The following is a 22,168-nucleotide window of genomic DNA, read 5'->3' on the forward strand; positions in this document are numbered from 1 at the left end:
GCCCCTATCGGTTATTCCCCACAGGGTTAAGAAAATTGATGTCAGGCGGCCAACGCCTCGACATCGATGACTGCATCAGCCTCATTCACAAGGTCAGGCGTTTGCGAGATAAAAAACTCCCGCTCATACCCGCCCTGCCGCAGCACCTCCCGCTTCATCCGCATGAACTGCAGCTTGCGCTGCGGGTCGAGCGGACCATCGGATTCGTCGCTGAACAGGGTCTGATATGGCTGACCGGAGTTTTGCGCGAGGTACAACGCGATGCCACGCGTCAGACACTCGTTGATCCAGACTTTCTGCCCGCCAGACATCACGGTTACAGACTTAGTGCTGTCGGCTTCGGCGTCGTGTACGAGGATTTCGAAACCCTCGCGCATTTCGCCGGTAGCGAGCGCGCGCTGCGTGCGGATCTCGACCGTGAACCGCATCCCGTAGCAAGCCAGGAGCAGCTCATTCACGGTATTGGCCAGGGCGGCCCCTGCGTCGTCAATCGTCAGGGCAACGACACCGTCGTTACCGAGACCCTTGGCGAGCAGCTTCCAGTACGCAATCTCCCCCGACAGACGATCAGCACGCTGTTGCGTAGCCGAGAACCTGTCCAGATCGACGCCCAGTGCGTCGGCTTCGGCCTGCAGAACAGTCTGAGACCGGATCAATGCTTCGATCCGTCCATCCAGTGCCGCAACAGCCTCGCGATTGGCAGCCAGCTTCCGGTCAGTCTCCGCAATAGCGCCCGTCACGTCGACGGCTGCGAGTTGCTTCGACTCTTCCTGAATCCTGGCGATTTCCGCGTTCATCCGGGTCTTTTCAGACTCGAACTTTGCGGTGCGCGCCGTTCCTTCTTCCGTCACCGTGCCGAGTTCCGCTTGCGCGGCCTCAAGTCCAGCAACAGCAGCATCGAGAAGCAGTTTGCTCGCCGCGAGTTCCGTCGCTGTCTGCAAGGTCTGACGTGCCGTGCTGATCAGCCCGTTCAGCGCCTTCAGGTCATTGCGCTTCGCAGCCAGTTCAGCAACAACCGGTGCGAGTGCGTCTGCCTGCGCTTTCTTCTCGCGGTACTTTGCGCAAAGATCGGCAACGGAAACGCGCTGAACCTCTGCTTGCGTCTTAGCCACCAGCGCCTGCGAAAGCAACGGACATTGCGCATGCATGGAATGACCGACGCACGGCACCTGATCGACAACCGCCGCCTGCTGCGTCAGCGTATCGAAATGAGCGGCCTTGGTCTGCCCCTCCGTCATCAACCCGGAGAGCGTCGTTTGCAGCGTAGCAAGCGTCCCCTGCTTTGCTTCAAGTTCAGCAATAACCCGCTGCAAAGGCTCAAGTCGTGCCTCCTCGCGCGTGATCAGCAACTGCGCCTCATCGCGTTTCGACGCGGCGCCAATAATTGCTTCCTTCCGGGCGAGCGTCGCCTGATGCGCGGCAACCGTGCGACTCAGGGCGGTTACACGCTGCTGGGTTCTAACCGATGCTGCCTGGTCGTCATCCACAGCCGTCTTTAGCGCTCTGGCCAACTCGTCACGTCGCACTGAAAGCTCTCGCAACCGCGCCTCGACCGTGGCCGACTCGCTTTGCTTTGCCGCAAACGTCGCTCGTTCCAGAGTTAGCCGCGAAGCCTCCTCGAGTGTCGAATCACGCTGCGAGCGGGCGCTGCGCAAGGCGTCACCCTGAGCAAGTACCGATCGCTCGACCTCTGCCGGTTCTGTCGCAGTAAGGAAATTAGGAAGAGTCGGGACGGAACCGATAGGAATGCTTATTTAGCAAGATCGTAGAACTGTTCGGCGACTGAACGATGCCGTCCACCGTCACTCTTCATCTGCCCTTTCGCTATCATATGCATGAGTTCGATACCACCTAAAATGACGCGGGCGCAACGAAAGCTCTTGAATCCTAGCATTGGTCGTGCGATGCGTTTGATCGCTCGATGGTCCTGCTCGACCACGTTGTTCAGATACTTCGACTGTCGAATTTTGATCGGCATTTCGCGATCAACATTGATCGCATTTAGCCCTGCAAGATTCGCCCCACTCTTGTCGATCGTCACCATCTCCGGTACGCCGTTCCCAGCGATCGCCTTTTCAAAATAGCGCCGGGCGGCGCCCTTGTCCCGCTTGGCGCGGAACAGGAAGTCAACCGTGTCGCCGGCCTTATCGACGGCCCGATACAAGTACTTCCATTCGCCCTTGACCTTGATGTAGGTCTCATCCATTCGCCAACTTCGACCGACCTTTTGCTTGCGCGGTCCGAATGCCTTCCCGAGCGCAGGCAGCAGCTTGATAGCCCACCGGTGCACCGTCGAATGGTCGACCGACACTGCCCGCTCGGACATCATTTCTTCCAGATGACGCAGACTCAACGGGTAGGCGACGTACCAACGTACGCATGTCAGCATTATGTCCAGCGGGTAGTGCAGCCGTTTGAGCGCCTTGCTCACCGCTGCGTTCGGGGTCTTAATCATTCGATACATCGCTCGTCTCGTGACCGATCACCATAGCAGATCGGCTTACTGCGACAGAACCAGCTGTTCGAGCGCGTTTTCAATCAGCCGTTGAGCGGAGCTAAACCCCACCATCAGGACCTCTGCATCGCGGCCCGTGAGTGATGGACCGTGGCGCCCCATTGCGCATCCGCCATGGATGGCCAGTGGTCCCTGTGGAGACCGGGCTCGTTTTTGATTTGTTCGGCCGTTGTTAATCGAAGGTGGGGCATCCTTATTCCGTAACAACTTCAGCCACATGCCGTCGCGCAGTTTATATTCCTCCTGGTTTGCCATCCACCAACCGCTGCCGTAGGCTTATCCATATATTCCTTATCACGTCGTGAGGTTGTTTGATTTCCAGGGCGGAGTAGTGAATCAAGACGAATCGGTGACTAGGGACGCCTGCTTCCAGCACATACTCTCGATAACCGGTCGATTGCACCCTGGCGCGCCCCTCCGGCGTACGCATGCGCTTGTCGCTGTGACTAACGAAGCGCCGACGGCGGGCGATTACGTTGAGCTCGCCTTTTTCGGACCATCCGGAGATGGACGTGGCATAGCACGCCGTGCGAAGCCAGTTGTCACGTCATCAATCCGCCCAAACTCCATCTCATTACACCTCAAGGAGATAGAACCATGGACATCTCGCAGGCGTTTACCGCGTTGAACGGCAGGTTCGCCGATACAGTCAACTCCCACGACACACCCAGTTGGGTCGCTCTGTTTGCCGAAGACGCCATCCTCATCCCGACGGGCCAGGAAGTCGTGACCGGCCGAAAAGGAATCGAAGAATGGGCCGAAATGGCAACGAAAATCTGGAACCATTTGGAAATCCAGCAAGGGCTTTGCACATCTGATGGAAATGTGGCGTGGGAATCCGGAACCTGGACTGGGAATATCAACGTACCGGACGAACGGACCATGGACATCAGCGGGAACTTCCTACTTATTGCACAGAAGGAAGGCTCCGCGTTGCGCATCAAAGCGCACACGTGGAACGTGAATCCCGCGACGCCTTGAAAACTCCGTGTTAAATGAAGGCGTGTCGACTGATTCGGCCGGCCTTGAGCCGCGTCCCTCCCGTCGGCTGGATTACGTGGGCCTGGATGCGAGAAGCGAAACTTAGAGCGTGAGTTTTCACGCCGCACGCTGCGCGCGGCATGAAACGGGCATGTTCTCAGAGCGGCTGGATATTTGCGGCCTGCTTGCCCTTTGGCCCCATCCTGACCTCGAAGCTGACCTTTTGCCCATCGCTAAGAGACTTGAAGCCTTCTGACTTTACTTCGGAAAAATGGGCAAACAGGTCTTCGCCGCCGCCGTCCGGCGTGATGAAACCAAAGCCCTTTGCATCGTTGAACCACTTCACTGTGCCCGTCTGCATCATCTGATTGTAAGCGATCCATATTCGGCGTCTACCCAACGACGCTCTGAGCGAGGAGCATAGGTGTCCACCTATTTTGGAGGTGGACACCTATGACTGGCAAAGACTCAGAGTTGAAAGTAGTTCGTCAAAGCCGCGACGGGCGCCGTCGCTATGACGAGGAAGGCAAGCGCGTACTGATCGAGGCCGCGTTGCGACCAGGCGCGTCGGTCGCCCGTTTGGCACAGGAGCACGGGATCAACGCTAACCTGCTGCGCAAATGGATCACAAAGTATCTGATGGAGCGCGAGAAAGGCATCGCATTGGCATCGCAGGAAACGCGCGCCGGCGAGCGCGATCTACCGTCATCTGCCGTCGACGTGATTGCCCACGAGGACTTTCGTCGTGGCGTGGATGACGCATCGATCGACGTTGCGGGCTAACGTAAGCACCTCCTGTCCGCACCGTCTCCCTCTGCATTTGTGCCGGTCGTCTCAACACCATCGGTGCCGCCGTTGCCACTTGTGTTGACTGCAACTGCGCCGATCACGCTTTCGCTGCATGTGCGACTGTCGAATGGAGTGGAGCTTGATCTCAGTGCAGCGAGCATCGACGAACTGAGCACCGTGGTCCAGATGTTCGGGAGGATTCCGTGTTCCGGTTCGACGAAAATCTGAAGGTGTACCTGCACCGCGATCCCGTCGATTTCCGGTACGGAATGAACAGTCTGTCGATTCTCGTCGAACAGGCGATGCGCCTGAATCCGATGGATTCCTCGCTCTACGTTTTTACCAACCGGCGATGCGATCGCGTCAAGATCCTGGGCTGGCAGGACAACGGTTTCTGGCTCATGCTCAAGAGACTCGAGGCCAATGACCGCTTCGTCTGGCCTGACAGCAAAACCGAAGTCGTGACGTTGACCGTCAATCTGCTGCACTGGCTTCTCGAAGGTGCCGACATTGCTGCTTTTCAGCGGCATCCGAAACGCCATTATGCTCGCGTGAGTTGAACACGTTATCGGCGTGCCGGTCTAAGTGGCATGCCGATCAACGTGACCATTGACGCCGACGAACTCAGGATGTTCCTCGCGATGCGTGAGGAGCATGGTGTCGTTCAGAAAGAGCGCGACGAGTTACGCAGTGCACTGCGCCTCATGACGGCGGAGCGCGATCTCGCCGAGGAACGACTGCGCGCTTACCGTCGCGAGCTATTCGGCGCGAAGAGCGAAGCGCGAGCCTCTGAGCAGCCCGGTCTGTTCAACGAAGCCGAAGTGCTCGGCACGAACGCGACACCCGCGCAGGAAGATACTCCCGAAACCACGATCGCCGCGCATACGCGCAAGAAGCGCGGTCATCGCAAACCGCTCGATCCCAATCTGCCGCGCGAAGTCGTTCGGCACGAACTTCCCGAAGCCGAACGCTTCTGCAACCACGACGGCCATGCACTCGTCGAGATCGGCGTCGAAACGAGCGAGCAGCTCGACGTGATCCCCGAACAGCTTCGCGTCATCCAGCACCAGCGCGTCAAGTATGCCTGCCCGTGCTGCGATCTTGGCATCAAGGTCACGCCGGCGCCGCTGCGCATCATCCCGCGTGGACTGCTGACGGAATCGGCGCTCGCGTGGGTCGCCTCCGGCAAGTATCAGTTTGGCATGCCGATCTATCGCCAGGCGGGCCTGCTGCGACGCTTCGGTGGCGACATGTCGTCGAACACGCTCGCCGCGAGCATGGTCCGCGTCGGTCTCGCGACGCAGCCCGTTATCAACCTGATGCGCGACGCGTTGCTCGATGCTGACGTGATCTACTGCGACGAGACGACGTTCCAGGTCCTGAAGGAAGAAGGGCGCAAGCCGCAAACGAAAAGCTATCTCTGGTCGCAAATGACCGGATCGGGAACGCCCATCCGCTGTTTCGCCTATACGGCTGGTTGCGGCGCGAAGCTGGCCGACAAACTGTTCGCCGGCATCCGCAAGGGCGCGGTTCTGATGACCGACGGATACGAGCCCTACAACGGCATCGCACAACAGTATCAGCTCGTGCACCTCGGATGCTGGGCTCATGCGAGACGGTATCTGGTCAAGGCCGAAGATAACGTGCCCAAGGCGGCACGCTCCCCCGATCTGCTCGCCACACGCTTCATCAAACTGATCGGCAAGCTGTTCGCGGCGGAGGCGCGCAGTGAAACGTGGGCGGTTGAACGACGACAGCGATTGCGACGACGATACAGTGCACGCGTGCTCGATGCCATCGAAAAGCTGATGCTTGAACAGTTGCCCGGCGTCGTGCCGCAAAGCTTACTCGGCAAGGCGCTAACCTATCTGCATGGGCAGTGGCCCAAGCTGATCCGATACATCGAGAACGGCAACTGGCCTATATCGAACAATGCCTGTCATGCCGCTAGCGGCATGACAGGGATAATGCCGCCGGTCGAATTATGCCGCGCTGGAAGCACCCAAACCACGTCGTGTGCGCTCGGACCGAGCATTGACGCGGCATAATTCTTGGGCTCTCCTTTAACTGGCTTGACGCCAGAGAAGGAGGTGCATCATGTCCGTAGATACCCACCCACCGGCCGCCGGAGTTCCGACGGCTCATACGTTCGACGAATTTGTCGAACGCTATCTCAATTACCTTCGTTCGGTTGACTACGCTCCGTCCACGCTTCGTAAGAAACGGCGAGTGATTGCCGCGTTCGCGCAATGGATTCGGTCCGAGAAGCCCGTGATGACTGTTCTCAAAGACCAAGACATCGAAGTGTTCTCGTCATGCTTGTACCGCGCCGGACCCTACAGGCTGTCGTTCGTACGGCGCACTTTGACGCATCTGTTCAGGTATCTTCGCACGCAAACTGAGTTTGCGACGCCGACCATATCAGCGAACGTTGATTCTCGCGCCGACGAACTGTTGCGAGCCTACACTCAATTTCTGCGCTCTGATCGTGGATTGACCGAATGTTCGGTTCGTGTCTATTCGCCCTTTGTCCGGGCATTTCTCTCCGAGCGAGCAGTTGGAATCAATGTCGATGCGGCGGACTGGTTCAGTGCAGCTGCAATCCGAAGTTTCCTTCTGGACCACGCCAGAAACCACTCAAGCGAGTATTCGCGCCTGCTCGCTATAGCACTCCGATCGTTTTGCCGATTTCTTTTCATTCACGGTCACATAGAACGTGATCTCTCAGTTTGCGTTCCTACCGTACGTCGCTGGCGCCACGCAGAGATTCCCGCGTTTCTTACGCCTGAACAGGTCGAGCGAATGCTGGCGACCACCGATCGGCCTACGTCAAGTGGGCGCCGCAATCGCGCAATCCTGCTTTTACTTGCACGGCTTGGCTTGCGTCCCGGGGAAGTTGCGGCACTTGAGCTTGACGATCTCCATTGGCGAACCGGTGAGATCACAATACACGGCAAAGGACGGGCTGTGCAATGTTTGCCCCTACTTCCCGATGTTGGCGAAGCGCTGGCGGCATACCTTCGTGAGGATCGCGGCATCTGTCGATCGCGACGCGTTTTTCTACGAGAGAAAGCTCCGTGTGGTGAACTGGCCGGGCCGGGGGCCATCGGCCAGATCGTATGTCAGGCGCTTGCGCGTGCGGGAATCGAGAGAACAAGTCGCGGAGCGGCCCATTTGCTGCGGCACAGCCTCGCGACACAAATGATCCGTCATGGGGCATCACTCTCGCAAATCGCCGAGGTGTTGCGACATCGCACGGAGAACACCACCGCGATCTATACGAAGGTTTCTTGCGAGGCACTACGTGCCGTGGCGAAGCCTTGGCCTGTCCCGGGAGACATGTGATGACCACTCTTCGTGAATCACTGAAGCAATACATTGATCTGCGCCGTGCGTTTGGAACCAAGTATCAGGAGCCCGCACAAACGCTCGGATATTTCGTCGACTTCATGGAGCGTAAGGGAGCGCGACTCATCACCACAAAGCTGGCCATGCAGTGGGCCATGCAACCTCAGGGTGTACAACATGCCACATGGGCACGACGACTTACGATGGTAAGGCGATTCGCATGCTGGCTCAGCGCTAGCGAACCACTTACGCAGGTGCCACCTCCACGTCTTATCGCCGGAAGAAGACGTCGCAAACTGCCGTACATATTCTCGGACGACGAGATAACCCGCCTCATGAGTGCGGCAGCGGAACTGTCTTCGCCGTCGGGACTGCGTGCGGCGACGTACACGACGCTCATTGGGCTGTATGCGGCAACGGGGCTGCGCCCCGGCGAAGCGTGGGCTCTCGACCGGTCGGATGTAGATTTGCGCAGCGGCATCCTCACGATCCGGCAAAGCAAATTCGGCAAGTCGCGCTTGGTCCCGGTCTCCGAATCCACGCGACTGGCGCTTGAGCGATATCAACAGCGAAGGATTGAATGCGCTCCGCAATTGCGCAGCGAAGCCTTCTTCCTATCGGAGCGCGGAAGGCGACTTAATGCAACATCCGTTCGCCGTACCTTCGCGAAGGTTTCTCGTACTGTCGGCTTGCGTGTCGACGTTGGGAATGGGCGCGTCGGCCACGGTCCCAGATTGCAGGATATCCGTCACAGCTTCGCCACACGAACGCTCATCGATTGGTACCGAGGTGTTTGGACGTAGGCCTGGAACTGCCGAAGTTGGCCACTTACCTTGGTCACGTAGACGTGGGGCACACCTACTGGTACGTCGAAGGAGTTCCGGAACTGCTTGGCCTGGCCGCCGAGCGGCTAGGCTCTCATGTGTCGAGAGGCCGGGTATGAATACGCCAACGTTGGCCCCGCTACTTCAACGGTTCTTTACCGATCGGCTATTAGGCCAGCTGGGCGCGAGCCCACACACAGTCGCGAGTTACCGCGATACATTTCGCCTACTGCTTCTGTTCGCTTCAGAGCAGTTCAAGCGAGCGCCTTCCTCATTGCTGGCGGAGAACCTTGATGTCCGCTTCCTCTCGAGGTTTCTCGATCATCTCGAGCGTGACCGAGGCAATACTCCGCGTACGCGCAATACGCGTCTTTCCGCGCTTCATGCCTTCTTTCAATACGTGGCATTAAATGAGCCGGCGCTCGCATTACACTGCCAGCGAGTCCTCGCGATGCCGGCAAAGCGTTGTGAACATCACCCCGTCGAGTTCCTCAAGGATGACGAGGTCAGTGCGCTTATAGCGTCACCTGACGTTCGCACCTGGATCGGTCGGCGCGATCGGGCCTTACTGCTGCTTGCTGTCCAGACCGGCCTTCGCAACAGCGAAATCACGTCGCTGCGAAACCGGGACCTGCAATTGGGAGTCGGCGCCCATGTTCGCTGCATGGGAAAGGGTCGCAAGGCACGCTGTACGCCTTTGCGTCCAGACGTCGTCGCGATTCTCAAGGAATGGTTCGAGGAACAACACGGTGCGCCTGATGATCCGCTGTTTCCCGCTCTGACCGGCAATCGCCTCAGCGCCGACGCTCTCCAAAGGCTCGTTGCGCGTCATGTCGCGACCGCAGAGCAGATCTGTCCTTCGCTGAAGCTCAAGAACGTCACGCCACACACGCTACGCCACGCCGCTGCAATGACATTGTTAAGACGAGGTGTGGACTTGAGTGTCATCGCACTTTGGCTCGGCCACGAATCTACCGAGTCAACACAGATTTACCTGCACGCTGACATGGAACTCAAGGAACGTGCTCTGTCTCATGTGTCGCGATCCGGGCAAGTCCCCGGTCGATATCAGCCGCCGGACTCATTGCTTGCATTCCTCGAGGGGCTTTGATTATGCCGCTCGTCAAGCGTTCGATCCGAGCGCCGCCGGCATCTGCAGTGAGGCAATCCAGTGCGCGCGGCATAATTCCACCGGCGGCATTATCCCTGCGAAAATTCCATTCGCCCGTTTGTCGTCGCACGCAAAAGCTTCCTGTTTGCCGATACAGTTGCTGGCGCACATGCCAGTGCGAATCTTTATTCGCTGGTCGAGTCAGCAAAAGCCAACGGCATCGACCCGTACTGCTACCTCACCTGGCTGTTCCAACGTCTGCCACTGGCGAAGACCGTCGACGACTACGACGCGCTGTTGCCGTGGAAGATGCCCGCCAATCTCCGCTGACCCTTCTCCCTACCACACAATTTACGCCTCAGAGCACCTCTGAGTGGCGTCGTTCGTGGACCGCATACATCTGATTCCAAGGAAGTTAAAAAAGAGTCATTGACCCGCCGTAAAAACTCTAAAAGTTTGCGCTGAAGGCGCTGGTGCAAGCGTGCTGACGCCCGCGGAAAAGGCTGTTATCGGTTCCCGGTAAGAACAATGTCCGGGCTTGCGAATGGTTATTCGGTTTGCAAGCCTGCGGCGATGGAACTCGAAGGGCAGGCAGCGGCGCCATCTGCTTGTGCGACGCAAGTCAGCCGTTCCACGCCTGCGCCCATCAGATGCCCGCCAGGTGGAGGGAGCAGTCTCAGGCGGTCTGCATCCGACGCCTCGAATCTTCGGGAGCGCTGGCGAGACGGTCGAGCAACCGCTGTAGCCGTTCCCGTTGTCGTTGCAGGAGTCCGGGCGTCGCATACGCCTGCGTTCTTCCTCAAAGCGGTAGACCTTAAAGCGTTCGAGTCCACGGTGGGACTGCTGCTATCGCGACCTTTGCGTGAGACGCTTCGCCCAGTGTGTTCTGACCGTGCAGTGGCGCAGTGGCATCCGGTATCTTCGGCATTGATATCCCGATGCCGCTTAGGGCAGCAGTCCGGACGGCATTCTCACTCAATGCTCCGCACGTTCACCTCCTAGCGGTTTCAGTCGCTGTCAAACCAACCCACCCAGCTTGCCGTCAATTCGATTTATCAGGATGTATTGCAGCTTTTCAAGCGAGAGCGGCTTGGTCAAGTGGTAGTCGAAGCCTGCAGCTAGCGCTCGTGATTTGTCAGACTCCGCGGCGTAGCCAGTCAATGCGACTAACGTGATGTTATGCAGGTTCCGGTCAGAGCGAACGGCGCGCGCAACATCGAAGCCGTCGACGTCCGGCATTCCGACATCGACAATTGCCACCTCCGGCCGCATCTCGGCCATCAGTCGAATCGCGTCACGTCCATTGTTCACAGTGGTCACAATGTGCCCTTCGAGCTCCAACAATATCCCTAGCGAAAGCAAAGCGTCCTGATTGTCATCAACCAGAAGAAGGCGTACCGGACCGAGTGCCAAAGTCTCAGTAGTCTGTTCAGGTTGGGCAGGCACCGATGCCGTACGGAGGATTGGCAAACGCAGCGTTACAACGGTGCCTGTGCCTGCTCCTTCACTCTGAAGTGATATGGTCCCTTCATGAAGTTCAACCATACGCTTAGCGACAGCGAGGCCAATCCCAAGTCCGCCTTCGGCTCTGGCGTGAGCCCGGGCCGACTGCGCAAACAGCTCAAAGACGTGTGGCTGCACGGCACTGTCGATGCCAATCCCGTTGTCTTTGACTTTGATGATGACCTGTCCGTACGGGAGAGAGCTGCCCTCACCCGCGTCAACGTCGACGGTCATTTCTATCGTCCCTCCGACCGGCGTGTACTTAGCCGCGTTCGAGAGGACGTTGCCTATGACCTGGCTCAGACGGACGTGGTCCGCGCGAACAGGAATTGGAGCATCGAGCCCATTAAGCTTCAACGTATGTCGGCGGGATTTGAAGTGATGTTTGACGGTGGTAACGGCGTCAAACGTAATTTCGTTGAGGGACGTGTCACTATGTTTGATGGCAAGTTTGCCGTGCTTCAGTCGCGCTGCGTCAAGCAGGTCATCGACAAGCGTGCGCAGGTGTCTCACCTGTCGTTGGGCTACGGTCAGCACCTCAACGGCCGTCTCATTGTCAGCACACAACCGCTTGGCGGCGCCGATAGCGCTGTCGATGGGCGCCATTGGATTTCGCAGTTCGTGTCCAAGCATTGCAATGAATTCGCTATGCCGCCGGTCACTCTCAATTCCGCTATCGCGCTCGTCAACGAGGGTTAACGCTGCCCCGGCAAACACCGCCAGGGTTGAAAGCAGCCGGACGTCTTCGCGGTCGAATCGGCGCTCATGCACATGGGACATCACCCATATCGCGCCCAACTGAGTCTCCGCCTGGTATGGGGACAACGATACCTTCGACGACATTAACGCCAGGAAACTGAAGGCTGGGAAAACGGTCTTGCGGCTGGATGAACAGCTGGGGCGCACCTGCTTGCAACGTCACTCCGCAAGGGCATTCGTCCCATGCTGTGGTCTTTCCGCGCAGGTCTGCGCAGAGTCCTGCGACCGCCAGCCATCGGAAATGCCGGCTTTCGCCAACAGTCTCGACGAGGCTAATCCCCGCGCTGCCGGCGTTGCAAACCGTGAGCGCGGCCTCCGCAATTTCCTGCAGCAGGTTGGCCTTCGGCCCCGTCTGCGCTTTTGCAAGCCGAACAAGCGCGCGGTTTTCCAAGGCGTAATCAGGCTGCCTCGCTGTCCGATTAGCGAGTTCGTCGTTACTGGCCGGCGCGCGATTGCTTTCCATGACGTCTGGGCTAGCTTCCAAAATTTGGGCGAAAACAAGGGGCCACAGCAGCAGTTCCGGAATTCGCAGTCAATCCGACAGGAATTGACCCACCCGAAGGACGAATTTTTGCGTGAGTAGCGAAGTAATTCGTCCAGCATTTTGCCATGATACTTGTGTCTGAAACCTGGCCACCATCATTCTAGGCTTCCGCGGGAAGCATAAGTGTGCCGTACTTCGGAGGGCCGCTCCTCAAGACGGACAAGCGTCTTCGATGCCCGATTTTGACTAACGATGCACTGCGTGGAATGGCATTCGCGGGCGTGTCGATACGACAGCGGTCACGCGTCGGGACGCGCGTCGCTGTTGCTGCACACGAAGAAGTGCCCAGTATTAGCGACGGTTCGGAAGGTCGACCGCAGACATCGTCTGATAACTCTGGCAGCCCAGTTTGTTTCGGCTATCGCAGTTCAGGTGACAGGTCACCTTGCACCATTGATATAAGCTGCGCGCTGTTCCTTCCAGTCCTGTATTTGCGGCCGTCACCGCGTGCCGGCGGGAACGGATACGTTCACCGGCGAGCGCGGTGCCAGTGGCCTTGATATCCCTGCGGCCAGGCTTCAGGAGCCGGAGACGCAGACCTTGAGGCCCCTAGGGCGAAATAGACATTTGGTCCGCCATAGGCGCTCTGCTGAATGGGTGCCGAGGAAGTTGAACGCAATCAGATTCCACGCGGGGCCCGGCAACCTCGCTGCGGGGCAGGTTACCAGGGCCGGAGCGCCAAAACCCGTTTACAAGCAATGAGTTACAGCAACGAGTTGTAAGCTTGGCGGAAAAAGCGTTTACTTCTGGTTTTTCAGAGTAGCGCAAATGAGCCCGGGAAAACATCTGATCAGTCTGCTGTCGGCAATAGAAGATCCCCGCGTCGTTGGACGAACGTGGCACAAGTTGATCGACGTTCTGTCGATTGCGCTGTTCTCTGTGCTGGCCGGCGCACAAGGGTGGGACGAGATGGAAGAATGGGGGCTTGCCAACGAAGCGAGGCTTCGGCAATACCTCGAATTGCCCCATGGCATCCCGGGGCACGACACCATCCGACGGATCTTCGAGGTGCTCGATCCGAAGCAACTGGATGCGTGCCTGCTGAATTGGGTAGGCGAGGTGTGTCCGGATCTTCATTCGGTCATCGCAATCGACGGCAAGAGTGTGCGTGGTTCGGGCACGCACGCCAGGGGTGTGCGTGCCTTGCATAGCGTGACGGCCTACGCGAGTCTAAGTGGGCTGGTGCTGGCGCAGCAGCGCTGCGAGGAGAAGTCAAACGAGATCACTGCCATTGAAGCTCTGCTGCCCGTCCTGTCGCTCAAGGGCAGCCTGGTAACCATAGACGCCATCGGCACTCAGGTGGCCATCGCCCAGAAGATCACTGAGCGTGGTGGCGACTATCTGCTGGTTGCGAAGGATAACCAGCCCGGTCTGGCTCAGGCCGTTGAAGACTATATGCGAATCGGCAAAGCCCACGATTGGGCGCACATGAATCCATCGATCTTTGAGACGCTGGATAAAGGGCATGGTCGCCTTGAAACCCGTCACTGTGTCGCAGTGGCAGCGCCGGACTATCTCAGCGAACTGGACCGCTGGCCCAGGCTTAAGAGCCTGGTGCGCATTGAGCGGACACGCGAGATCGCGGGCCAGGTCAGCTCGCAGACGCAGTACCTGATCAGCTCCGCAGCACCCGACGCCAAATACCTACTTGAGGCGAGCCGCATGCACTGGGCCATCGAGAATGGTTTGCATCATTGCCTTGACGTGACCTTCCGCGAGGACGCCAGCACCGTGCGCTTGCGCAATGCGACGGCCAATTTCGCCACCTTGCGCCGCATCACTTTGAATTTGCTGCGCATGCGGCCCGAATCCGGTAAGAAAAAGCGCAGCGTGGCCGCACGTCGCAAGGTCGCCGGCTGGAATCCCGACTACTTATTCGAGTTACTCCAGCTCACGCGACTTCCCAGAATTTGATGCTCCGGCCCTGGGCAGGTTACCTGCTTCACACATCGTGCTTGCGAATAATGCTTATCTCACCGTTGCGCTCAAGAATTGCGCCCTTCACCCTATCCAATGCGTCAGTACCCAATTCCTGGCGAACTGTCTCCAGGACGTCGGTTCGCGAGACAAGCGCGGCTAACATTTGCCGTTCATCGAAATTCCCGTCCTGGTATAGCTGTCGCTCAACTCCTCCTACGAAGGATTCAAGCGCTCGAGACCGAACACATGCCCACGCCAGCGCACGATGCACGAGGACGATAACCAGCGAGGCGACCAGGGTTGGAACTGCCGGCGAAGCTCCGACTATTGCGCGGCTCAATGTCGCCCCTAGCAGGATGGCAACGACGTAATCGAACGGTGACCGCTGGCCAAAGGACCGTCGTCCAGATATCCGAATGAAAACCAGCGCGGCGAAAAACGTCGCTGCTGCTCGCATTCCCATTTGCAAGGAAGAGAGGTCCTTTCCCTCACCGAAGATTGCAATGAGCGCCTGCATGTCTAACTCCTGTTCTCGACTCCTGAACCCGGCCGCGGACTTTTTTGAGTTGCTGGGCAAAGCACGGTTTGCTCTTTTCCGCCGAATGACAATTTGCGATATTCGGTCGCCTACGGCATCGCCTTACCAACGTGACCTGGCAATCCCGCAGCGGCCTTGCTCTTTGCCAGCTTGAGCGCCTGCCGTTGAACCGACGCGAATTCGTCGTCGGTTCCTGGGTACGGCAGATAGGAGCGAAACAGGTCCGCCCAGCGAAATTCTTCCAGCGGCACGGTGGTTTTTTCATACCCGCCGGCGTCACGGACCGATGCGGCAAGACTGCGATATTCATCGTCAGCCAACTCCCAGATATGGTCGGGCATTTCAGAAAAGCTCTTGCGCTGACCTCCGGCATCGTACGGATAGGCCCAGCGGCGGCCTTCCATCGACAACCAGAATTCCTGATACGAGAGCGATGAGAAATCAGCTACCAGCACGGCAGGCATCGTTTTTATCCCTGCGCGCCACAAAGCGGTTGCGACATGATGATGGTCAATCGCAAAAGGCGAACCGTCCAGACCAAGTACGAGAGGGACAGGCTTTTCCGCAATTGCCATCTCAAGGTCATGGCGGGAAAGCGATTGGTAGAACTGGGTCTTTTGGCGTATCTCGCGCAGACCATGCGTCAATTGGGTCGGACGCAGTTCGTTGATAGATACTGACTTCATGTCCCCTCCAAACAAATCGGACTGTCTGTCCATCACAGGTCGCAGGACTTATCGTCGCTCGAGTGGGCGTTGGCGACCCAGCGTGCCTCTGCCGTCATCCGGGCGACTGGTGAATGTCTGCAAGCGATGCCACTGAGTCCAGAAAGCGAAGCCATTGGCGTAAACCAGCGTCTCGAGTGTCCGAAGAAGGTTCGCATCGTCATCCACTAAGAGCACACACGCACTGTCATCTCCCGTTGTTTTAGATTAGCATCCGTCGCGGCCGCGCGGCCTTACAGTAAAGGCTGTCTCGGAAGCCGGGTAGAAGCTCAGCGAGCGCTACGCGAACAAACCGGCAGCGTCTTAAACAACCTGCGAACGGGGGGTTCTATGCCCAAATTTCGCGGGCGATACTCTGCATCCGCTTCGCTAGCTGCCCGTTCCTAAAATGTAGGTCCCGTCCTTCCGGGCCACCAGCCTGTTCCCACAAAGTTTGCGCGCGGGGGACGGACACGGGCGCGGATACGGGTGCCGCGTTCAGCCGTTAAAAGTGTTCGCAGGCCATTTCCGGTTGAGCCAGATTTAGCAGCTCTCTGCGACTAAAGAGCGTTGAAAATCGTGGCTTGTTTGGTATCAGCGGCTGCGCTCGCTGGCGAGCGCGGCACTTCGGCCCGGCTGTTCGCATGACTACAGGACAGCCTCACCTAACGGCAGGCGGGGCCGCGACGGCCTGGTTTCAGACAGGCTTCGCCGACGTGGTGGATTCGTGCTGACTCGACCCGTTCAACTTCGACCTGCGTGCCCCGTACCGTGTCGTTGATGGTTTCTGTACGCCTGGTCGCTTCTTGCCCACGACGACCTCCTGGACCCCTCGCGCAGTTTTCGAGACGACTGGCCGCTCGCTGGTCCCGCGGACTTCGACGCAGTCTCCTTCAGGTCGGCCGGGTGCACCGGATGGTCGACCGGGCGACGCTCAACAGAAGCATGCTCCTCGCGCAAAACCGAACGCCAGCCCGCTCATGCGTCAATGGGCAGGGCTGTGACCACGTTCACCCCCACTTCCGCGTGCGGCGCGTATCGCGTCGTCGCTCGCCGAGCCGCCTCCTTCCTCGTAAAGGGGTTGATGGCGAAAGCCGAGACTGCCGGACCCCAGAGCGATGATTGCGCCCACGACAAGCGCCGCAAACGAAAACCACGTCGCGCGAGCGACCGCACGGGCAGCGGTGTCCGCAGCCTGGCGTGCGTTCTGCTCAGCTTGCGGGCTCGAAGCCACCGAGGCTGCGGACGCGACCATGCCCTGAACCTGTTGTTTGACCGAGTCGACCACCGGGTTGCCGCCGGGCCCCTGGCTCTGCGCGGCGCCCACGGTCGCGCCCGCCGTGGCGACGTTGCCGGCAACGCTGACCGCACCTCCGAGGACGGAAGCCATGCCGTACACGACGAAAAGAGTCATGACTGCCCACGCGAGCAGGCCATGCAACCATCCGAGCACGGGCGCACATCGGCCAGCGAGATACGAGCCGGTGAAGACCGCAATGACCGTTGTGACAATCATCCACACGCCTGAGCCAAAGCCGAACGCGCGCATCGGGTCAGGCTGCGACAGTGGAGACAGGAGTGTTGCGCCGATGGCTGTCCCAAGCACGCTAAGGACCAGATAAACAATCAGTGACAGGATTACGCCGGCGAAAATGGCACCCCATGACACGCGAGGCAGGCCGGTTTGAGTAGCAAGAATTTGCATGATTGCGTCTCCCAGGTTGAAGGCTGTTCAAGCGCGGTCCCGGCAACTGGAATTCCGAAGCTTTGCCCGCGCTATGGTGGCGCAACGGGCGTTCCCGGGAGACGCGGACAGGACAAACGGCGACAGGTCCGGCTCCGCGCAAACGTACAGGGAGCAGAAGTGATGCTGCAAACCTACTGAAGCTCGCGGCTACAACTCCGTCATCAGACCTGCCGGGAGTAACGTTTCGCGCCGGATTGGGCGAAGGAGTGCGCGACGTTTTTGGCGGCAAACACGGGCATGTGGTTTGCGGCCCTGACCGTCACACCGCACTCGCCGCTAGGTGAGTTTCCGAAACCGACTCGAAGGAGTTAGCCATGGCTACGAAGACGCTGAAGGATTTGTTCATCCACTCGCTGTCCGATATTTACAGCGCCGAAAAGCAGATGACGAAGTCGCTGCCCAGGATGGCACGCGCATCGACCAATCCGGGTCTCAGGTCGGCATTCGAGATGCATCTGGAGGAAACGCGAGGTCAGATTGAGAGAATTGACCGTGTCGTCGAGGCTACCGGCATCAAGCTCAAGCGCATCAAGTGCGTTGCCATGGAGGGTCTCAACGAGGAAGGCCAGGAGCAGATTGACGAGATTGAAAAGGGCCCACTGCTGGACACGGCGCTTATCGCAGCGGCGCAGAAAGTGGAACACTACGAAATTGCGGCATATGGCTCGCTGATTGCGCTGGCGAAACAGTTGGGCGAAAAAGAGTCTGTCAAACTTCTGGCCGACACGTTGGAAGAAGAGAAGGCCACCGACCAGAAGCTGTCCCTGATTGCCGAGGAGAAATTGGCAGCAGAAGCGCTCGGCCAGTAGCCAGTAACGGTTCCAGGGAGAGAGCCATGGCAACGATAAAGCACGTGTTTGTTCTTATGCTTGAGAATCGCTCGTACGACAGCATCTTTGGCCTGTCGGCTTTTGCTGGCAACCTCCCAGGCGGCGGTACAACGACGGCCAACGGATTAACCATACAACCGGTTGTCAACTTTGGCCGCACAGGTACACGTTATCAACTTGGCAAAGGTTCGCCTTACGCACTCGGCTTTGACCCGGGCCATGAATTTACTGACACTTGCGTCCAGTTGTGCGGCTTGCCTTTCGCAAGCGCGGACATGGCTAGAAGCGATTCGCTTGTCCTGGGCTCAACAGGCTACCCACCCCTGGCCGTGGACCCGTCGACCACCGGGTTCGCCGCAACGTACGAAGACCACGGTGACGTCGTGGCTGACGCCTTCAGCACGTTCACTCCCGACCAGTTGCCAGTATTGAACTTTCTCGCCAGGCAGTTCGGTGTATGTGACAACTGGTTCGCGTCGGTTCCCGGTCCCACCTGGCCGAACCGCTTTTTCGCAGTCGCCGGAACGTCCTCTGGACTTGACCACTCACCTAGCGATGCTCAGGTGCTCGAGGCCGTTTTCCTGAATGCCCCGATATTCAACTTTCCGAACGGCACCGTATTTTCGAAGCTGGGCCAGACCGACTGGCTCATTGTGCAAGGCGATGTTGCCCAGACGCGCGCTATTTCAGGCATGCAGGGCCAGCTAAACCGATTTGTCGGGATGGACACGCTCCTGTCTCAGCTCGCCGACGGCTCCCTGAGTTCGAAGTTTGTCTTTATAGAACCGACATACGACGCGAAAAACGATTTCCGGAACGGCGACTCGATGCATCCGGCCGGCGACGTGCGCAAAGGCGAGGCGCTGGTTAAAACGCTGTACGATGCCATCAGCGGCTCAAGCATGTGGCCTAGCAGCATGTTCGTTATCGTGTTCGACGAGCACGGCGGCTTCTTCGACCACGTACGCCCTCCGCCAGCGGTGCCTCCGGGCTCAAGCGAGAACCCCAAGCTTAAGACGCACAACTTTCCCTTTGACCGTCTGGGTGTGCGCGTCCCGGCCGTCGTCATCTCCCCCTATGTCGCGGCCGGAACCATCGACCATACGCAATATGACCATACGTCGATATTGAAAACTGTCGATACCGTGCTTGGGGTGAACGGCTTACTGAATCTCACTACCCGCGTGCGCGCTGCCGCCGATTTTTCGAAAATGCTGGCTTTGCCGGTCGCTCGGTCCGATATCCCGAAGTGTCCGTCGCCTATGGTCGCCGGAAATGTGCGTCCATCGAGCGCCGGTACGCCGCGTGCTAAAGACCCCTTCCTGCCGCTTTATGCGCATCGGTAGGACGCCGATTGTATTGCCTGTCGTCGGGCAGTTCTGCGGCTGGCGGTGGCTTGGGGCGGCGCCTGCTGGCGCACGCGGAAGACGTGCCGCGCGTGGCCGCGACCGCAAGATACGCAAACGGTATGCACTCCCCACTGCTGCGACTGCAGCCAGTGGAGTCTTTTGCTTTGCCATCCAATCGTTACGCTGCGTGCCAGCCAGTTATCCACAGCGTTGCCAACCAAAGTTGGGGAAAACCTTGACGGTGCGGGGACGGAGCCGAAATGCAACACACTGGTGTCGTGGACGCCAGCGCAACCATTGCTCCTCGCGCGGTGCACGCCGAGTGCCCGGCTGTGTCTCCCAGCTCCTCCTGAGAAGCCAGATGAAATGAGGCCTGAGCGTTTCAGGCATAGAAGCAAAAAGTTCTTCAGGCTTCCGTCACGAGGCGCTTCCTTTCCGGCGCCCCGGTTAAACCTCTCCTGCGAGTCCAGCGTCGAGTGAGTGCGCCGTTGATGACTTTCTTGTAATTTCACGTTTATCCGTGCGCCATGCAGACCTCCCTATATTTTGCTGTGCCCGCTGTTTCGGCGAGCACAGTCAAGGAGAAGGGAATGAAGTGGCCACATGGTGGCCAGGGCCGGAGCGCCAAAACCCGTTTACAAGCAATGAGTTATAGCAATGAGTTGTAGCTTCTCAATAACCTGGGGCGAACGGCGGCATCTTCGCTATTCGGAGACAGGAGCGATACGATGGCGCTACTGCGGCGTATCGTCGACGTATAACCTGACCTATTCTGGTCTCTCCCATCATGGCCAAGCCCAGAATCAACAGAGAGCGCGAACATCGGATCACAATGGAGATCGTCGTCGATGCCTACAACGAAGAAGAGCGGGCGATGGCGTGGTACTGCTATCTCGAAGAGCAACTCACGTTTCCATTCGAAGCTCGCATCCGCCAGGCCATGGCTGCTTCACCGCTGCGGCCTGGTGAAACTGCTTTGGTCACCGGGCTTGCTCATGAAGACCTGTGTCGGGTCGGCATTTTCGTGTGGGTTCGGTGCAACCAGCGTGATCTGGTGGTGCCCTTGGCTCAACTCGACCCGGTGAGACCTGATGAGCCGACACGAGTGGCAGTTACCGACTGGCACTACTGGCATGATCAAGGCTACGCGGTTTGACCTCCGAAGCGCGCTGACGGGTACGTTCAAGCAGAGCGAACGAGGCGTTGTTCAAGCAAGTGCGGCAGTGGTGGGATGTGATCGCTGTATGAAACGCGATTGTTTAGGTAATCCCAGAATGAGATGCCCAGCTTACGACAGGTCTTCTTCAGGCTGGAGAAGGTGTCGCGACATTGCCGACCGAGCTCGCTGCGCGTGCCGCCACTGACCTTCTGCTTTTTCACGTGATCGCGAATATCGCGCTCACTGCCATTCGTGTGCAGTGGGACCTCAGGTCGCTCCAGCACCAGCAGCAACTCCGACTTGTTCAGGTGAATCCGCCTGAGCAAACGGTTGAGTGTCGCGTAGCGCGTCTTCTGGGTGAAGACCGCGTCAAAGCGCGCTTGCAGTTCGCGCTTGCGTTTGAGGGTGGGATGCCGCTTGTAGTCCTTGAGGTCCGCGTACAGCGACCAGATCCCGCTGCGCACACGTGCAATATCCTCACGGTGTTGATCATTCAACGGCAGCAGCTTGTGAATCAGGCGCTCCGCGTGTACCCAACATAAGCCGTGAATCAAAACATTGAACTGTCCGGCGTCATCGCTGATGATGGCGAGATCCTGGGCCACGCCGCGCCGCTTCAGACTGCCCAGCAACGCGCCCTCGGTGGCGATGTTGCGGTAGCGGGCAACGTCCATGTCCAGACTGTCGAGGTAGAGTTGCCAAGCGCGCTGATCGGCAAAGCTCGCGCTGTCATGCTCACGCAGCGCCTGCAGGAACACCTGCGAGAGCCCTTGCTTTTTCATGTACGCGAGTGCGTCTTCGTTGATCTGGTAGCCATGTCCCGCACCGAGCAACTCGAGGAAATTGATGCGGTTTTTCGAGCACGTGCTTTTGAACCAGGCGAAATGCTCGTTACCGATGTGGGTGACGTAGCCGTTGTTGCCTTGATGCCGCGTGCCCGTGTCATCGACCGTCACATACGCTGAAAGCGCCAGGCCAGTCGATAACAGCCCGTCTTTTTCCGCATGAAAGCGCTCCTTGCCCTCTTGCAGCAGCGCGTTCAGCTGCCCGGACGAGATCTCAATGCCCCATTCGCGCAGTTGCTCGCACAACAGCGGCTGCGTCACGTGGCAATGGTGGTGCTGGTACAGCACATAGCTGACCAGCATCGCGCCAAAGTGGCTGCCGGCGACTGCCCGGGGAAGCTGCCCGGGCAAGGTCTGACCGTCTGGTGTTTGCCAGCGTGCGAGCCGATAGCGCGTGTTACGAGAGCCGATCACCAGGTCCTGCACCACGAAGTCTCGATACCCTTTGAATCGGGAGCCTCGCGGGATCCGCCCGGCCGGCTCGATGATCTCTTCGCAATCGATCTTCAGTTGGGCGGTCTTGCTCCTGCTGGGCTTACCACGTCGTCTGGCCGGCTTCGTTTGCTGCTGCCGATCGGGCGCGCACGCTTTGCCGGCCTCCTCATGCATGCGGCTCGGTTTGAACTTCGGGCGCTTCTTCTCACCCTTGAGCACGGCGACTTCATCCTTCAGATGCAACTCCTGCGGCACTGTCAGGTTGAT

General features: G+C 58.6%; 19 protein-coding genes and 2 pseudogenes. 12 read left to right on the forward strand and 9 right to left on the reverse strand.

The window, feature by feature from the left end; genetic code table 11:
• Positions 1 to 41: 41 nt before the first annotated feature.
• Both P0D84_RS37985 and P0D84_RS37990 read right to left on the reverse strand, forming a co-directional pair.
• On the reverse strand, positions 42 to 1,511 hold the full coding sequence (locus P0D84_RS37985) for a coiled-coil domain-containing protein (RefSeq protein ID WP_408346583.1): 1,470 nt from the start codon (positions 1,509 to 1,511) through the stop codon (positions 42 to 44).
• A gap of 239 nt (positions 1,512 to 1,750) precedes the next feature.
• Positions 1,751 to 2,455 (reverse strand): IS6 family transposase, encoded by a 705-nt coding sequence (locus P0D84_RS37990; protein ID WP_408349651.1) that lies wholly within the window; start codon positions 2,453 to 2,455, stop codon positions 1,751 to 1,753.
• A gap of 657 nt (positions 2,456 to 3,112) precedes the next feature.
• Between P0D84_RS37990 and P0D84_RS37995 the strand changes: the two genes are divergently transcribed.
• A complete protein-coding gene (locus P0D84_RS37995) occupies positions 3,113 to 3,496 on the forward strand; it encodes a YybH family protein (protein ID WP_408346585.1) in 384 nt (127 codons plus the stop codon).
• Between the two features lie 157 nt (positions 3,497 to 3,653).
• Here P0D84_RS37995 and P0D84_RS38000 read toward each other — a convergent pair whose 3' ends face one another.
• Positions 3,654 to 3,857 carry a cold-shock protein gene (locus P0D84_RS38000; protein ID WP_408349654.1) on the reverse strand — a complete coding sequence of 68 codons (204 nt, stop codon included), beginning with the start codon at positions 3,855 to 3,857 and terminating at the stop codon, positions 3,654 to 3,656.
• Positions 3,858 to 3,949: 92 nt separating this feature from the next.
• Between P0D84_RS38000 and P0D84_RS38005 the strand changes: the two genes are divergently transcribed.
• The 7 genes and pseudogenes from P0D84_RS38005 to P0D84_RS38035 all read left to right on the forward strand — a co-directional run.
• Positions 3,950 to 4,279: a transposase gene (locus tag P0D84_RS38005; protein ID WP_408346587.1), complete on the forward strand. Its 330-nt coding sequence runs from the start codon at positions 3,950 to 3,952 to the stop codon at positions 4,277 to 4,279.
• Positions 4,280 to 4,554: 275 nt separating this feature from the next.
• Positions 4,555 to 4,845 carry an IS66 family insertion sequence element accessory protein TnpB gene (gene tnpB, locus P0D84_RS38010; protein ID WP_408349657.1) on the forward strand — a complete coding sequence of 97 codons (291 nt, stop codon included), beginning with the start codon at positions 4,555 to 4,557 and terminating at the stop codon, positions 4,843 to 4,845.
• Positions 4,846 to 4,875: 30 nt separating this feature from the next.
• Positions 4,876 to 6,234 (forward strand): annotated as a pseudogene (gene tnpC / locus P0D84_RS38015) (IS66 family transposase); the annotation flags it as partial.
• A 148-nt stretch (positions 6,235 to 6,382) separates the two neighbouring features.
• Positions 6,383 to 7,630 carry a tyrosine-type recombinase/integrase gene (locus P0D84_RS38020; RefSeq protein ID WP_408346591.1) on the forward strand — a complete coding sequence of 416 codons (1,248 nt, stop codon included), beginning with the start codon at positions 6,383 to 6,385 and terminating at the stop codon, positions 7,628 to 7,630.
• Positions 7,630 to 8,436, forward strand: coding sequence for a tyrosine-type recombinase/integrase (locus tag P0D84_RS38025; RefSeq protein ID WP_408346594.1), 807 nt, complete (start codon positions 7,630 to 7,632; stop codon positions 8,434 to 8,436). Before P0D84_RS38020 ends, P0D84_RS38025 begins: the two co-directional genes overlap by 1 nt.
• A gap of 136 nt (positions 8,437 to 8,572) precedes the next feature.
• Positions 8,573 to 9,568: a tyrosine-type recombinase/integrase gene (locus P0D84_RS38030; RefSeq protein WP_408346597.1), complete on the forward strand. Its 996-nt coding sequence runs from the start codon at positions 8,573 to 8,575 to the stop codon at positions 9,566 to 9,568.
• Positions 9,569 to 9,667: 99 nt separating this feature from the next.
• Positions 9,668 to 9,898 (forward strand): annotated as a pseudogene (locus P0D84_RS38035) (transposase domain-containing protein); the annotation flags it as partial.
• Positions 9,899 to 10,585: 687 nt separating this feature from the next.
• On the opposite strand, the gene P0D84_RS38040 reads toward P0D84_RS38035, so the two are convergent.
• Positions 10,586 to 11,914 carry a hybrid sensor histidine kinase/response regulator gene (locus tag P0D84_RS38040; RefSeq protein WP_408346600.1) on the reverse strand — a complete coding sequence of 443 codons (1,329 nt, stop codon included), beginning with the start codon at positions 11,912 to 11,914 and terminating at the stop codon, positions 10,586 to 10,588.
• Positions 11,835 to 12,293, reverse strand: coding sequence for a hypothetical protein (locus tag P0D84_RS38045; protein ID WP_408346603.1), 459 nt, complete (start codon positions 12,291 to 12,293; stop codon positions 11,835 to 11,837). The genes P0D84_RS38040 and P0D84_RS38045 overlap by 80 nt, the downstream gene beginning before the upstream one ends.
• A gap of 849 nt (positions 12,294 to 13,142) precedes the next feature.
• Between P0D84_RS38045 and P0D84_RS38050 the strand changes: the two genes are divergently transcribed.
• Positions 13,143 to 14,288, forward strand: coding sequence for an ISAs1 family transposase (locus P0D84_RS38050; protein ID WP_408331415.1), 1,146 nt, complete (start codon positions 13,143 to 13,145; stop codon positions 14,286 to 14,288).
• Positions 14,289 to 14,316: 28 nt separating this feature from the next.
• Here P0D84_RS38050 and P0D84_RS38055 read toward each other — a convergent pair whose 3' ends face one another.
• The 3 genes from P0D84_RS38055 to P0D84_RS38065 all read right to left on the reverse strand — a co-directional run bounded on the left by P0D84_RS38055 (position 14,317) and on the right by P0D84_RS38065 (position 17,241).
• Positions 14,317 to 14,811: a DUF421 domain-containing protein gene (locus P0D84_RS38055; protein WP_408346605.1), complete on the reverse strand. Its 495-nt coding sequence runs from the start codon at positions 14,809 to 14,811 to the stop codon at positions 14,317 to 14,319.
• A gap of 110 nt (positions 14,812 to 14,921) precedes the next feature.
• Positions 14,922 to 15,518 (reverse strand): ParB-like protein, encoded by a 597-nt coding sequence (locus P0D84_RS38060; protein ID WP_408349660.1) that lies wholly within the window; start codon positions 15,516 to 15,518, stop codon positions 14,922 to 14,924.
• A gap of 1,003 nt (positions 15,519 to 16,521) precedes the next feature.
• Positions 16,522 to 17,241 (reverse strand): YrzE family protein, encoded by a 720-nt coding sequence (locus P0D84_RS38065; protein WP_408346608.1) that lies wholly within the window; start codon positions 17,239 to 17,241, stop codon positions 16,522 to 16,524.
• Between the two features lie 356 nt (positions 17,242 to 17,597).
• On the opposite strand from P0D84_RS38065, the gene P0D84_RS38070 reads away from it, so the two are divergent.
• From P0D84_RS38070 to P0D84_RS38080, 3 genes are all read left to right on the forward strand, one after another.
• Positions 17,598 to 18,092 carry a YciE/YciF ferroxidase family protein gene (locus P0D84_RS38070; RefSeq protein ID WP_408346611.1) on the forward strand — a complete coding sequence of 165 codons (495 nt, stop codon included), beginning with the start codon at positions 17,598 to 17,600 and terminating at the stop codon, positions 18,090 to 18,092.
• A gap of 26 nt (positions 18,093 to 18,118) precedes the next feature.
• Positions 18,119 to 19,459, forward strand: coding sequence for an alkaline phosphatase family protein (locus tag P0D84_RS38075; RefSeq protein ID WP_408346614.1), 1,341 nt, complete (start codon positions 18,119 to 18,121; stop codon positions 19,457 to 19,459).
• Positions 19,460 to 20,249: 790 nt separating this feature from the next.
• Positions 20,250 to 20,618, forward strand: coding sequence for a calcium-binding protein (locus tag P0D84_RS38080; protein WP_408346617.1), 369 nt, complete (start codon positions 20,250 to 20,252; stop codon positions 20,616 to 20,618).
• 26 nt (positions 20,619 to 20,644) lie between these two features.
• On the opposite strand, the gene P0D84_RS38085 is transcribed toward P0D84_RS38080, so the two are convergent.
• Complete coding sequence (locus P0D84_RS38085; protein ID WP_408346620.1) at positions 20,645 to 22,156, reverse strand: IS66 family transposase; 1,512 nt, start codon at positions 22,154 to 22,156, stop codon at positions 20,645 to 20,647.
• Positions 22,157 to 22,168: the final 12 nt, after the last annotated feature.

Source organism: Paraburkholderia sp. RL17-337-BIB-A (assembly GCF_046025895.1).
Taxonomy (GTDB): domain Bacteria; phylum Pseudomonadota; class Gammaproteobacteria; order Burkholderiales; family Burkholderiaceae; genus Paraburkholderia; species Paraburkholderia fungorum_C.